Origin of the sequence: Acidithiobacillus sp. YTS05 (genome assembly GCF_024396695.1) — a bacterium.
Classification (GTDB): Bacteria; Pseudomonadota; Gammaproteobacteria; order Acidithiobacillales; family Acidithiobacillaceae; genus Igneacidithiobacillus; species Igneacidithiobacillus copahuensis.
Genome location: NZ_CP094359.1, coordinates 423,922 through 436,797, shown reverse-complemented (window position 1 = coordinate 436,797; position 12,876 = coordinate 423,922). Strand labels below are relative to the sequence as shown.

Sequence of the window (12,876 nt, the reverse complement as noted above, 5' to 3'; positions counted from 1 at the left end):
GGTCAGGCCGGTTGTTGTGCACGCAACCAGAAAGCATCGAGCAGGGCGGTAGAGAAACGCCGATGGCAGTCCTCCACGGCCGACCAATCTGCATCTCGCACTTTTCCATTTTCTATCCGCAAACAGCCGATCAAGGCATGATATTCCTGGTGCAAGGTCATCAACATGGCATCTGGAGCCAACCCCAACTGTTCCAATCGACGCTCCTCGGGACAGGCATGGGCGTTGGCCATTACCTGAAAATCAACGATTTCAGGGTGCAGCTCCAGCGTCTTTTCGAGAATATCGAAATGCGAGATATGTTGAGCATATAGCCCGAGAAAACTCACTGGGATGTCGCGGTCATCCTGCAAGCTACGCTCCAGGAATTCGTGCAACATGGGCACCGGCATTGGACGAGCAATTGCGTAGCCCTGAAAATAGCGGACACCCATCTCCATCAAGGCATCACGAATCGCATCGCTTTCCACCCCTTCGGCCACCAAGTCGATATGCAGCCCCTTGGTCAAACCCAAAACCGACTGTACGAAACGCAGATCCTGGGGGCGATCCTCCAGACAACGCACAAAGCCCTGATCCAGCTTTGCCTTGTCTACCGGCAACTCTTTCAGGCGCAAAAGGGAAGAATACCCACTACCGATATCATCCAACGCCAAGCGAAACCCCATCGCTTTCAAATCGAGAAGGTGATCCGTCGCTATCTGACGATCGATAAAGTCGTGATTTTCCAGAATCTCCAGCGTGATACGTGCGGGATCTACGCGGAAGTCGTCCACGATTCCCTTTATCGCATATATGCAGGCAGTACCCAGTACCTGGGGATCGATGTTGACCGATACCCAGTAGACCTGCCCCTCCCGCTCGAGGGCCTGCAAATCGAGGATGGCCTTTCGCAGCATCTGCTCCGTTAAAGAAAAAATATCCTTTTCGCTGAGCTGCCCCAGGAAGTCACCCGGTCCCCAGACCTTGCCGTCCTCATCCACCAAACGTGCCAATGCCTCCAAACCAACGACCCGTTTCGCTCGTTGATCCCAAATCGGCTGGTACCAGCTTTGCAAGCCGCCGGCGCGAAAGAGCATCCGCAATGGATAGAGGCTCTGGGCACTTTCGTCTGGGCTCCAGAATGCCCACGGTGCATTCCGAGTTTCCTTGTTGCGCTTGGATTCGAACATCGCCTGATCGGCTTCTCGCAGCAGTAACTCCAGGTTACTGTTGGCAGAGAGTGGATAAATACTCACTCCCATACTCACCTGAATATGAATCTGCTCACCCGATTCCAGCACTAATGGCTTTTCCACCGCAGAGTTGACCTTGCGCAACACACTCTCCAGCTGGTCAACATCACGCAACCCTTCGAGCAGCAGAATGAACTCGTCACCACCGATTCTGACGACGCCATCCGAGTGTCGCAACGAATCCTGCAAACGCTGCGCGAGCCGCTGCAACACGGCGTCACCACGGTCATGTCCAATGCGATCGTTGACTTCCTTGAAGTCGTCCAGATCGAGCACGACCAGAGCCAAGAGACGTTCACTACGGTCTGCCCGGGCGCGCGCTCGGGGCAGTTCTTCCTCCAGTGCCCGTCGGTTCATGAGACCCGTCAACGGATCGTGCAGTGCCATTTTCTCCAGCTCGGCCTCACGGGCCTTCTGATGGGTAAGATCATGGAAGTAACCAATATAGTTGGTTATTTCTCCCGCGTTATTGCGCACCGCCCGAATCTGGAGAAATTCGGGGAACAAGTCACCATTTTTCCGACGATTCCAGATTTCTCCTTGCCACTCGCCGTCCCGATGCAGCTTTTCCCACATCCGCTCGTAAAAATTACCGTTCTGTAGCCCGGAGTGCAGAATCTGTGGAGTCAGTCCCAAGACGTCACTTTCGGCATAACCCGTCAGCCGCGTAAACGCCCGGTTCACGCGCACGATGCGCTGTTCCGCATCGGTTATCATGATGCCTTCCTGGGCCTCGAACACCTGTGCGGAAAGACGCAGTGCCTCGCGCTGTTGGCGCTCCTCGCTGATATCCCGCTGCACACTCACAAACTGGGCCAACTGCCCCTGCTGGTCGCGTATTGGATTGATCGACAGTTGGTTCCAAAATGAACTGCCATCTTTGCGATAATTGAGAATTTCTCCGCTGTAGGCTTGTCCCGCATCCAGGTGTTGGCGTATCCGCGCGACGGTTTCGGCCGCAGTCTTTGGCCCCTGTAAGATGCGGCAATTCTTGCCGATCAGTTCGGCCAGACCGTAGCCCGTTATCTCGGCAAATGCGTTGTTGAAATACAGTATGTTTTGCTCTGCATCCGTCAGTAGTACACCCTCACTGATCGAACGCAATGCCGCGGCAAAGCTGCGATCCCGTCCATCCACGGAGGGCTGGAAAAGGAATTGCGCGACTACTGCGGCAATTCCCTCCAGCAATCTCTCCTGCTCTGTTGTCGGCGTACCTTCCCGAAAACTGGTGAGGGCAAAGCTGCCAACTGCCTGGCCGAGAGGATCTCGAATCGGTACCGACCAGCAGGCGCGGATCTGCAACGCACGGGCAAGTTCGTGTAGCCGCAGCCAACGCTCGTCTTGGGTTGCATTGTGCACCAAAACCTTCTCACCGCTGAGAACGACGCTGACACAGGAGCCGTTGCCTTCGATCACACGCAAGCCATCGAAGCGCTCCCGCAGTCCTTCAGGAAGACTGGGCCCGGCGTACAGGCGGAGCTCCCCTTCCCTTCCCAGCAGCATTACTGTCGCCAGCGCACCGGGAACGATGCGCTCGGCAAGCAGGCATAAGGATTCAACCAAAGGCAAAGCGGATTCTGCTGCCTCGGGCACCACTGGATTACATGATAAACCGCGCACTCTACGGAACTCCTACTCCCACCACTCACCCTTTTCTAAAGGGCTAAAATCGTTTTTCACGACGACCAAGAAACAGAAAGACCCGTCCGTCAACCTGTAGGAATATAGACGAGCCTACCGAACATTCAATATGATACGCCGATTCGCGATGGACGCAACTTTACAATAAGTTATCAAGATTTTGACCCAGCGGCAGGCGAGACCTTGCGCTATTTGTTTACCTATCCTAAAAAATTACACCTCAGAACGGTATGTCATCATCTTCAAACTGCTCCACCGGAGGGCGCGAAGAGCTCTTGGCCGCGCTTTGCGGAGCAGCATAGCTTTCTTGCTGACCGTCGTCGAAGTTTGCGGTGCCGCCACCGCGCCCGCCCACCAGTTGCAGGCGATCACCCACAATCTCGGTAGTATAGCGCTCCTGGCCTTCCTTATCGGTCCATTTGCGCGTCTGCAGGCGTCCCTCGACGTAGGCCATGCTACCTTTTTTCAGATATTCACCAGCAATCTCCGCGGTGCGCCCAAACAACACCACGCGGTGCCACTCCGTGCGCTCCTGGCGATTGCCCTCGCGATCTTTGAACGTTTCCGACGTGGCCAGATTGAGATTGGCAATGGCCCCGCCGCTGGGCTGATAGCGCATCTCGGGATCACGCCCCAAGTGCCCGAGTAGTATGACTTTATTCACTCCCGCCATGATTTCTCTCCTGATGACCGGGGACGCGCGTCCCGATAGCCCGTATACTATCCCATTCTGACGGCCAACAAAGCAAACGGCATGGATCATATCGAAATTCGCGGTGCCCGCACGCACAATCTCAAAAATATCAGCCTGCGCCTGCCCCGCGATCAACTCATCGTGATTACCGGCCTCTCCGGCTCTGGCAAGTCCTCGCTGGCCTTCGATACCCTCTACGCCGAAGGGCAGCGCCGGTATGTGGAGAGTCTTTCGGCCTATGCGCGGCAGTTTCTTTCCCTGATGGGCAAGCCCGATGTCGATGCCATTGAGGGACTGTCGCCTGCCATTGCCATCGAACAGAAATCGACCTCCCACAATCCGCGCTCCACGGTTGGTACCGTCACCGAAATTCACGATTATCTGCGCCTGCTCTATGCCCGCGTGGGTACGCCGTGGTGCTGTGGCGAACCGATTCAAAGCCAGAGCATCGCCCAGATGCTCGATCAGATCCTCAGCTGGGAGAGTGGCACCCGCATCCTGGTTCTGGCTCCCGTACTCCGCGATCGTAAGGGCAGCCACGAGGAGATTTTCCAGGGATTACGCGCCCGTGGTCTGGTGCGCGCGCGCGTCGATGGACAACTCTGTGAGCTGGAAGAGCCCCCGGTGCTGGATCCCAAACGCAAACACCGCATCGAAGCGGTGGTCGATCGCCTGATTCTGCGCGACGATGTTCGGGGACGTCTGGCAGAATCGCTGGAGAGCGCGATGGCCATGGGTGACGAGGAGGCGATCGTGGTCAATCTGGACGAAGAAAAGGAACATTTTTTCTCTGCCCGCCACGCCTGCCACCAATGTGGCCGATCCTTCCCGGCCCTCGAACCCCGGCTCTTTTCGTTCAACAACCCGGCAGGCGCTTGCCCTCGTTGCGATGGGCTCGGTGAAATCAACATCTTCGATCCCCAATTGATCATCCCCAACCCAGCGCTGAGCATTGCCGATGGTGCGATTGCGCCCTGGCGACAACGCCAGAATGATATGCATCCAGTGTTGCACGCCCTGGCCCAACGCCTGGATTTTTCTCTGGAAAGCGCCTGGAAGGAACTACCTGATACGGTGCAGGATATTCTTCTGCACGGTTTCTCCGAGCCCTTGGCGATCCGTGGACGTAACGGCAAAGCGGAAACCCAGCGTTTCTCCGGAGTCATCCCCGTCCTGGAAAAACGTCTGCGCGAAACGCAATCGCAACTGTTACGCGAGGAGATCCTGCGCTTCATGGGGCGCCTGCCCTGCCCCGACTGCGGCGGTAGTCGCCTGCGTTCCGAGGCGCGCATGGTGCGCGTGGGTGCACTCGCCGTGCACGAGTTTTCCGCCCTGTCGATCGGCAAGGCCGTGCGCTCTATCGAAGATCTCCAGCTTGCTGGCAAGGAAGCGGTCATCGCCGAGCGGATCCTCAAGGAGATCCATGATCGCCTGCAGTTTCTCATGGACGTCGGGCTCGACTACCTGACCCTTGATCGCTCCGCCGAGACCCTGTCCGGTGGCGAAGCACAGCGCATTCGTCTCGCCTCCCAAATTGGTGCCGGCCTGGTCGGCGTCATGTATGTTCTGGATGAGCCTTCCATCGGCCTGCACCAACGGGACAACGATCGCTTGCTGCAGACCCTGAAACGCCTGCGCGATCTGGGCAACACCGTAATCGTGGTCGAACATGATGAGGATGCCATCCGCGCCGCCGATTATCTGGTCGATATGGGCCCCGCTGCTGGCGTGCATGGCGGCGAGGTGGTGGCCAGCGGTCATCCGGCAAGCGTGGCCCGTAGCGCCGCTTCCCTAACCGGGAAATACCTGCGCGGAGAACTTTGTATCGCCACGCCCGAACGTCGCCGTCCGCCAGACAACGAGCGGATCTTACGGCTCGTCGGCGCGCGTGGACACAATCTGCGCGACGTAACTCTGGAAATCCCCCTCGGGCTCTTCACCTGTGTCACCGGGGTCAGTGGATCCGGCAAATCCACGCTGATCAACGACACCCTTTTCCCGGCCTGCTCTCGCCGGCTGATGAACAGCCATCTCACCCCCGCCCCATATGAGCAGCTCCTCGGCTTGGAGCATCTCGACAAGGTCATCTCCATCGATCAAAGCCCCATCGGCCGCACCCCGCGCAGCAATCCGGCGACCTATAGCGGGCTGTTCACTGCCGTGCGGGAGCTCTTTGCCGGCACCAACGAGGCCCGCGCGCGCGGCTATGGGCCAGGTCGTTTCAGCTTCAATGTGAAAGGTGGGCGCTGCGAGGCCTGCGAAGGCGAAGGCGTCTTACGGGTGGAAATGCACTTTCTCCCCGACGTCTATGTCGAGTGCGACGTCTGTCACGGACGGCGCTACAAACGCGAGACCCTGGAGATCCACTACAAGGGAAAGTCCATCCACGATGTGTTGCAGATGACGGTCGAGGAGGCTGCGGATTTTTTCGCCGCCGTACCAAGTATCGCCCGTAAACTAGGAACCTTGCTCGACGTAGGTCTTGGTTATATTCAACTGGGTCAGTCCGCGACCACCCTTTCTGGCGGCGAGGCGCAACGGGTGAAGCTCGCGCGCGAGCTTTCCCGTCGGGACACTGGTCGCACCCTCTACATCCTCGACGAACCGACCACCGGCCTGCACTTTCACGATATCGCGATGTTGCTGAGCGTACTACAGAAGCTCGTTGACGCCGGTAACAGCGTGGTGGTCATCGAGCACAATCTCGACGTCATCAAAAGCGCCGACTGGCTGGTAGATCTCGGACCGGAAGGCGGCAGTGGAGGGGGTCAGATCATCGCCAAAGGCACTCCGGAACAACTGATTACGGCGCAACATTCCCATACCGGCCACTATCTGGCACGACACTTGGCAGTAGAAGCAGAAAAGGGCTGAGAGCCGCCAGGCTCCCAGCCCCGTTGCGGGACGCCGCCCCGTCAGGAAGCGCTGGCTTCGCGATCCACCAGCTCAACGATTGCGAGCGGCGCGTTATCACCCGCACGAAACCCGTACTTGACGATACGCAGATAGCCACCAGGCCTTGCCTTGTAATGCGGGCCCAGTTCATCAAAGAGTTTGACTACCGCCGCGCGATCACGAAGACGAGAAAACGCCAAACGCCGCCGCGCCACCGTAGGCTCCTTGGCCAGGGTAATCATCGGCTCGGCAAAGCGCCGCAGTTCCTTGGCCTTGGGTAAGGTGGTGACGATGCGCTCGTGCGCAAAAAGCGAGACCATCATGTTCGCGAACATTGCCCGCCGATGGCTGCTGTTACGATTCAGTTTTTTTCCACTATTGCCATGACGCATGACGTCACACTCCCCAAATAAAAAGTAACGACTCAGTCTGCCTCGACGGCATCTTTATTACCCAGCGGTGGTAAGCCCTCGGGCGGCCAATTCTGCAGCCGCATCCCCAGAGATAGGCCCTTGCCGCCCAAGATTTCCTTGATCTCTGTCAGAGATTTGCGACCAAGATTCGGCGCCTTCAAGAGCTCATTTTCCGATTTCTGCACCAGATCACCGATATAGAAGATATCCTCGGCCTTGAGACAATTCAGCGAACGCACGGTCAACTCGAGATCATCCACCGGCCGTTCCAGCAGAGGCATCAGATCCTCGACCACAGCAACTTTCCCCAGCTCTTCTACGGCGGGCATTTCGCCGCCAACAAACACGTCCAACTGCTGCCGGAGTATGCGGGCCGCCTCCTGAATGGCAGCCAAGGGCTCGATTGTCCCATTGGTTTCGACGTCAAGAATCAGGCGATCAAGGTCGGTACGCTGTTCCACCCGGGCACTCTCTACCTGAAAACTGACACGACGCACCGGGCTAAAGCTGGCATCGAGAGCCAGCACACCGATCCGCTTTTCGTGATCACGCAAGCGCGTCGCGGCCGCCTGATAGCCGCGACCAAAGTCGAGACGCAAATGCATCACCATCTCGACGTCCCGGGTAATGGTCGCGATAACGTGCCCTGGATTCGCTACCTCGACTCCATGCTCGGCGACGATATCGGCGCCGGTGACGGGCCCCGGTCCGCGCTTGCGCACGGTAATGGTCTGCGACTCCTGACGGTTACTACGGATCGCCAGCTGCTTCAGATTCAGGAGAATATCCACGACATCCTCCTGCACCCCTTCCAGACTGGCGTATTCGTGCAGGACGCCCTCGATTTCGACCTCGGTAACTGCAACCCCTTTCAGCGAGGAAAGGAGGATCCGCCGCAGTGAATTACCGAGAGTGTGCCCAAAACCACGTTCTAGAGGACCCAAACTGACGCGGGCGGAATGCGCACCGGTCGTTTCGATTTCGTAATTCTGCGGACACAACAGCTCGCCAACTTCAGCCATAAATAATCCTCGTTGCTCCGTATTACTTGGAGTAGAGTTCCACCACCATCTGCTCGTTCAAATCCTGCGGCATTTCGTCGCGCACAGGGACGGCCTTGATAGTGGCACTGAGTGCCTTGGAATCGACGCTGAGCCACTCGGGGAAGCCACGACCTTCTGCTGCCTCTACAGCGCCCAGAATACGTGCATGTTCCTTGGCAACAGCGGTAACCGCTACGACATCACCGGCCCGAACCTGATAAGAAGGAATGTCCACTCGCTTGCCGTTGACGGTAAGGTGGCCATGCCGCACCACTTGGCGCGCCTCAGCACGCGAAGAGCCAAAGCCAGCGCGATAGGCAATATTGTCCAGCCGCAATTCCAGGAAACGCAAAAGCAGCTCACCGGTCACGCCCTTTTTCTGAGAAGCTGCAGCGAAGTAGCGCCGGAACTGCCCCTCGAGAATACCATAGACACGTCGCACCTTTTGCTTTTCACGCAACTGCGTACCGTATTCACTGACGCGCCCACGGCGCTGCCCGTGTTGACCCGGCGCATAGGCACGGACCACAACTGGACACTTATCAGAAAAACACTTTTCACCCTTCAGAAAGAGCTTGCCACCTTCGCGCCGGCATTGACGGCAACTGGGGCCGGTATATTTAGCCACTACCTACCTCCAAAAAAATCAAACACGCCGCTTTTTGGGCGGACGGCAGCCATTGTGTGGGATCGGCGTCACGTCGCGGATGCTAGTGATGCGAAAACCAACGGAATGCAGGGCACGTACCGTGCTCTCTCGCCCGGGTCCCGGCCCACTCACCTCGACATCGAGGTTCTTCAGACCGTACTCTTGCGCCCGGCGACCGGCGTTTTCCGCGGCGACCTGAGCGGCAAACGGGGTACTCTTCCGCGAACCGCGGAAGCCGGACCCGCCTGAGCTGGCCCACGCCAGCGCATTGCCCTGCCGGTCGCTGATGGTAATTATGGTATTATTGAAGGAGGCGTAAATATGCGCGACGCCATCCACAACGTTCTTCTTGACTTTCTTCCGTACGCGCACATTCGTCTGTGTCTTAGCCATGCTATCGATCCTTCAGCTTCAGCGGGCGATGGGCTTCGCCGGACCCTTACGGGTACGTGCGTTGGTTTTGGTCCGTTGACCATGTACTGGGAGACCGCGGCGATGACGGATACCGCGATAGCAGCCGAGATCCATGAGCCGTTTGATGCTCATGGTGACTTCCCGGCGCAGGTCGCCTTCGACCACATACTTACCGACCTCGGTGCGAATGCGCTCGAGCTCGCCTTCGCTAATATCTTTTACGCGAACCGCGGTATCGACCTCTGCCGCCGCAAGAATGTCGCGGGACCGAGTGGCTCCAATGCCGTAAATATACGTCAAAGCGACACCAATCTGCTTGTTGTTCGGAATATTGACACCAGCAATGCGGGCCATTCCCTACTCCTTCCCATTCATCATAGTCAACCCTATCACCACACTCATCCCTGCCGCTGCTTATGCCGCGGTTCGACGCAGATCACCCGAACGACACCGTTACGCCGGATGATTTTGCAATTACGGCAAAGTCTTTTCACCGATGCCCGAACTTTCATGGAACGCCTCCTTACTTGGCGCGATAGGTGATGCGCCCCTTGCTCAGGTCGTAAGGCGTCATCTCCACAGTGACCTTATCTCCAGGCAGAATCCGTATGTAGTGCATACGCATCTTCCCAGAGATGTGCGCATTGACCACAAAACCATTTTCCAGACGCACCTTGAAGGTTGCGCTTGGTAGGTTTTCTATGACTTCTCCCTGCATTTCGAGAGTGTCTTCCTTGGCCATCCCTTTACCTCAACAAAACCCGAATACGGTCGGTGACCGCCGCACTGCTACCGGTGCCATCCACCTCAGCGTACCCGGCCCGAGCGCGGTAGAAAGAAACCAGCGGCGCCGTCTCGGCTGCGTACACCGCCAGCCGATGCCGAATTACCTCAGGCTGGTCATCGTCGCGCTGAAAGAGTTCTCCACCACACCGGTCGCATCGTCCCGCAACTTTTGGTGGCTGGAAACGCACATGGTAAATGGCACCACAGTTGCGACACACACGCCGCCCGGACAGTCGATCGACGATTTCTTCATCATCAAGCACGATGTGCAGGACATGCGCAATCGCAACGCTGCGAGCCAGCAAATGGTCGAGCCCTTCAGCCTGCACCACCGTGCGTGGGAAACCGTCGAATACAACTCCCTTCTGCGCGTCGCACTCCTGTAGCCGCTCCGACACAATGCCCAGTATGATCTCGTCACTGACCAAAGCGCCTGACTCCATCACTGCCTTGGCCCGTTTACCCATCTCGCTGCCGGCAGCAACAGAGGCGCGGAGCATATCACCAGTCGAAACATGAGGCAAGCCCAACTCAGCGGACAACACCTTGGCCTGGGTACCCTTACCGACCCCCGGGGCGCCGAGTAGGATAATGTGTCCAGCATACGTCATGGTTATCGCTTACCTTGCTGGCCGCTCTTGCGCAGCAAACCTTCGTACCGATGAGTGAGCAAATGGCTCTGGATCTGTGCCATCAGGTCCATCATAACGACGACGACGATGAGCAGGCTGGTACCACCAAAGTAAAACGGCACGTTGTATTCCGTGATCAGGAACTCTGGCAACAGACACACCACGGTGAGGTAAATAGCTCCCCACAGAGTGAGACGGCTCAAGACGCGATCCATATACTTTGATGTCTGCTCTCCCGGCCGCAGTCCGGGAACGAAGGCACCGGACTTCTTCAAGTTATCTGCCGTTTCCCGCGGATTGAACACCATAGCCGTGTAGAAAAAGGCAAAGAATACGATGGCAATAGTGAATACCACATCGTACAAGGTGGTCCCGGGACTCAACGCCTGTCCAATCCGAGCCAACCACTCCATGCCAGGCACGTTGGCAAACCAGCCGGCGAGGGTAGCAGGTAGAAGCAGGATGCTGGTAGCGAAGATCGGCGGAATCACCCCGGACATGTTCACCTTGAGGGGCATGTGGGTGCTCTGACCGCCATAAATCTTGCGTCCTACTTGCCGCTTGGCGTACTGAATTGGGATACGTCGCTGTGCGCTCTCCATAAAGACGACGAAGGCGAGAACCACCAGCGCCAAGACAAAAATGGCCAGAGCAAAGAGCGGCTGAAACTGCCCGGTACGCACGAGCTCCAACATGGTGGCGAGGGCCTGGGGCAGACCAGCTACGATCCCCGCAAATATGATGAGGGAGATACCGTTGCCAATGCCTCGTTCCGTGATCTGCTCGCCCAGCCACATCAAGAATACGGTGCCCGCCGAAAGAGTGATTGTAGTGGTAAAAAGAAACAGTGGACCGGGGTCGATCACCACCGGTACCGAGCCGCCGTGCATCTTCTCGATGGCAACGGCAATGCCTAACCCTTGCAGGAGAGACAATACAACCGTGGCGTAGCGAGTGTATTCGGTAATTTTCCGGCGCCCGGCTTCCCCCTCCTTTTTCAGCTCCTCCAGCTGCGGGATGACCGCCCCGCCCAACTGAAAAATGATGGATGCACTGATATATGGCATGATGCCCAACGCAAAAACCGTGAGTCGCGATAGCGCGCCTCCGGAAAACATGTTGAACATACCGAGAATGGTTCCCTGTTCCTGGTGGAAAAAGGAAGCCATTGCCGCAGGATCGATACCGGGAACGGGAATATGGGCGCCGATGCGGAAAACCAACAACGCCCCCAGCAAGAAGAAGATTCGCCGCCGCAATTCCGCAATGTTGCCCGCACCCTGCGCGGCATTGCTCAGTACGCCGAGGGTGTTGGCCATTGTTATTCCTCTACCTGACCGCCAGCGGCCTCAATGGCCTGCCGCGCGCCGGCGCTGACACGCAGGCCTTTGACGGTGATCGCGGCTTCCAGCTTGCCCGTCCGGATGACTTTGATCTGATCGACATCACCGCGGACAAAGCGGCGCAAGCGCAGAGCCTCGGCATCTGCTACACCGCTAATCGCAGCGCTGGCGAGCATGTCGAGGGTCACTTCGACCACCACCGAAGCACCAGCATTGCGAAAACCACGTTTCGGGATACGCCGCTGCAAAGGCATCTGCCCACCCTCAAAGCCGACCTTGTGGTAGCCACCAGAACGAGCGTGCTGTCCCTTGTGTCCCCTTCCCGCGGTCTTGCCGAAGCCGCTACCAATGCCACGACCGACCCGCACACGCTCCTTCTTGGCGCCTGGCGCAGGTGCAATGGTATTCAATTTCATGACTGTTCTTCCCAACGTAAGAGATACGGTATTTTCTGAATCATACCGCGAACCTCAGGAGTATCACGGAGTTCCACGCTGTGACCGGTACGTCGCAAGCCCAGGCCACGAACCGTAGCGCGGTGCTTTTCCGTTATCCCGATCAGACTGCGGACCAAGGTAATGCGCAGGGTCTTACTCATTTTCCGACCCTCCATGTTCGCGAATTTCCCGCAAGGTCTTGCCACGCTTCATGGCGATGGACTGAGGACTCGCCAGTTTGGAAAAGGCATCGAAGGTTGCGCGCACGACATTGATGGGATTATTGGATCCCAACGATTTGGCCACCACATTGCGTAACCCCACCGCCTCACACACCGCGCGCATGGCACCGCCGGCGATGACCCCGCTACCCTCAGAGGCCGGCCGAAGAATAACCCGGGCCGCGCCATGACGCCCTTCCACCGGAAACGGGATGGTGCCCCGCATCAACGGCACATGGGTAAGGTAACGACGGGCCTGATCGGTGGCTTTTTGGATACCAGCAGGCACTTCCTTGGCCTTGCCTCGTCCAAAGCCAACCTTTCCATCTCCGTCACCCACTACCATCAAGGCGGCAAAGCCAAACTGGCGCCCACCCTTGACCACCTTTGATACGCGGTTGATGTGGATGAGCTTTTCCAACATTCCATCACTCGGCTGTTGGCTTTCGCGATTCTCTCTTGCCATTGTCAAT

General features: G+C 57.5%; 15 protein-coding genes. 1 reads left to right on the top strand and 14 read right to left on the bottom strand.

Annotated features, from left to right (window positions below; all coding sequences use genetic code 11):
- Positions 1 to 2: 2 nt before the first annotated feature.
- Both MQE22_RS02070 and ssb read right to left on the bottom strand, forming a co-directional pair.
- Positions 3 to 2,855, bottom strand: coding sequence for a bifunctional diguanylate cyclase/phosphodiesterase (locus MQE22_RS02070; protein ID WP_255790048.1), 2,853 nt, complete (start codon positions 2,853 to 2,855; stop codon positions 3 to 5).
- Between the two features lie 241 nt (positions 2,856 to 3,096).
- Positions 3,097 to 3,549 carry a single-stranded DNA-binding protein gene (ssb, locus tag MQE22_RS02065; protein ID WP_215871565.1) on the bottom strand — a complete coding sequence of 151 codons (453 nt, stop codon included), beginning with the start codon at positions 3,547 to 3,549 and terminating at the stop codon, positions 3,097 to 3,099.
- 81 nt (positions 3,550 to 3,630) lie between these two features.
- Between ssb and uvrA the strand changes: the two genes are divergently transcribed.
- Complete coding sequence (uvrA, locus tag MQE22_RS02060) at positions 3,631 to 6,444, top strand: excinuclease ABC subunit UvrA (RefSeq protein ID WP_215871566.1); 2,814 nt, start codon at positions 3,631 to 3,633, stop codon at positions 6,442 to 6,444.
- A gap of 41 nt (positions 6,445 to 6,485) precedes the next feature.
- Here the strand turns inward: uvrA and rplQ are convergent, their stop codons facing one another.
- The 12 genes from rplQ to rpsE are packed head-to-tail and all read right to left on the bottom strand — an operon-like array spanning position 6,486 to position 12,869.
- Complete coding sequence (rplQ, locus tag MQE22_RS02055) at positions 6,486 to 6,857, bottom strand: 50S ribosomal protein L17 (protein ID WP_215871567.1); 372 nt, start codon at positions 6,855 to 6,857, stop codon at positions 6,486 to 6,488.
- 32 nt (positions 6,858 to 6,889) lie between these two features.
- Positions 6,890 to 7,900, bottom strand: a complete 1,011-nt coding sequence (locus tag MQE22_RS02050) for a DNA-directed RNA polymerase subunit alpha (RefSeq protein ID WP_215871568.1) — start codon at positions 7,898 to 7,900, stop codon at positions 6,890 to 6,892.
- Between the two features lie 22 nt (positions 7,901 to 7,922).
- The gene (gene rpsD, locus MQE22_RS02045; RefSeq protein ID WP_215871569.1) at positions 7,923 to 8,549 is read right to left on the bottom strand and encodes a 30S ribosomal protein S4; all 627 of its coding nucleotides are present in this window, start codon (positions 8,547 to 8,549) and stop codon (positions 7,923 to 7,925) included.
- Between the two features lie 18 nt (positions 8,550 to 8,567).
- Complete coding sequence (rpsK, locus tag MQE22_RS02040; protein WP_215871570.1) at positions 8,568 to 8,963, bottom strand: 30S ribosomal protein S11; 396 nt, start codon at positions 8,961 to 8,963, stop codon at positions 8,568 to 8,570.
- 18 nt (positions 8,964 to 8,981) lie between these two features.
- Positions 8,982 to 9,338 carry a 30S ribosomal protein S13 gene (rpsM, locus tag MQE22_RS02035; protein WP_215871571.1) on the bottom strand — a complete coding sequence of 119 codons (357 nt, stop codon included), beginning with the start codon at positions 9,336 to 9,338 and terminating at the stop codon, positions 8,982 to 8,984.
- Positions 9,339 to 9,382: 44 nt separating this feature from the next.
- On the bottom strand, positions 9,383 to 9,496 hold the full coding sequence (gene rpmJ, locus MQE22_RS02030; protein ID WP_215871572.1) for a 50S ribosomal protein L36: 114 nt from the start codon (positions 9,494 to 9,496) through the stop codon (positions 9,383 to 9,385).
- Positions 9,497 to 9,507: 11 nt separating this feature from the next.
- Positions 9,508 to 9,726, bottom strand: a complete 219-nt coding sequence (gene infA / locus MQE22_RS02025; protein ID WP_215871573.1) for a translation initiation factor IF-1 — start codon at positions 9,724 to 9,726, stop codon at positions 9,508 to 9,510.
- A gap of 4 nt (positions 9,727 to 9,730) precedes the next feature.
- Positions 9,731 to 10,381 carry an adenylate kinase gene (locus MQE22_RS02020; RefSeq protein WP_215871574.1) on the bottom strand — a complete coding sequence of 217 codons (651 nt, stop codon included), beginning with the start codon at positions 10,379 to 10,381 and terminating at the stop codon, positions 9,731 to 9,733.
- Between the two features lie 2 nt (positions 10,382 to 10,383).
- Positions 10,384 to 11,721 (bottom strand): preprotein translocase subunit SecY, encoded by a 1,338-nt coding sequence (gene secY / locus MQE22_RS02015; RefSeq protein WP_215871575.1) that lies wholly within the window; start codon positions 11,719 to 11,721, stop codon positions 10,384 to 10,386.
- A gap of 2 nt (positions 11,722 to 11,723) precedes the next feature.
- Positions 11,724 to 12,161, bottom strand: a complete 438-nt coding sequence (gene rplO / locus MQE22_RS02010; RefSeq protein WP_215871576.1) for a 50S ribosomal protein L15 — start codon at positions 12,159 to 12,161, stop codon at positions 11,724 to 11,726.
- On the bottom strand, positions 12,158 to 12,343 hold the full coding sequence (rpmD, locus tag MQE22_RS02005; protein WP_215871577.1) for a 50S ribosomal protein L30: 186 nt from the start codon (positions 12,341 to 12,343) through the stop codon (positions 12,158 to 12,160). The genes rplO and rpmD overlap by 4 nt, the downstream gene beginning before the upstream one ends.
- Positions 12,336 to 12,869, bottom strand: a complete 534-nt coding sequence (gene rpsE / locus MQE22_RS02000) for a 30S ribosomal protein S5 (protein ID WP_215871578.1) — start codon at positions 12,867 to 12,869, stop codon at positions 12,336 to 12,338. Before rpsE ends, rpmD begins: the two co-directional genes overlap by 8 nt.
- Positions 12,870 to 12,876: the final 7 nt, after the last annotated feature.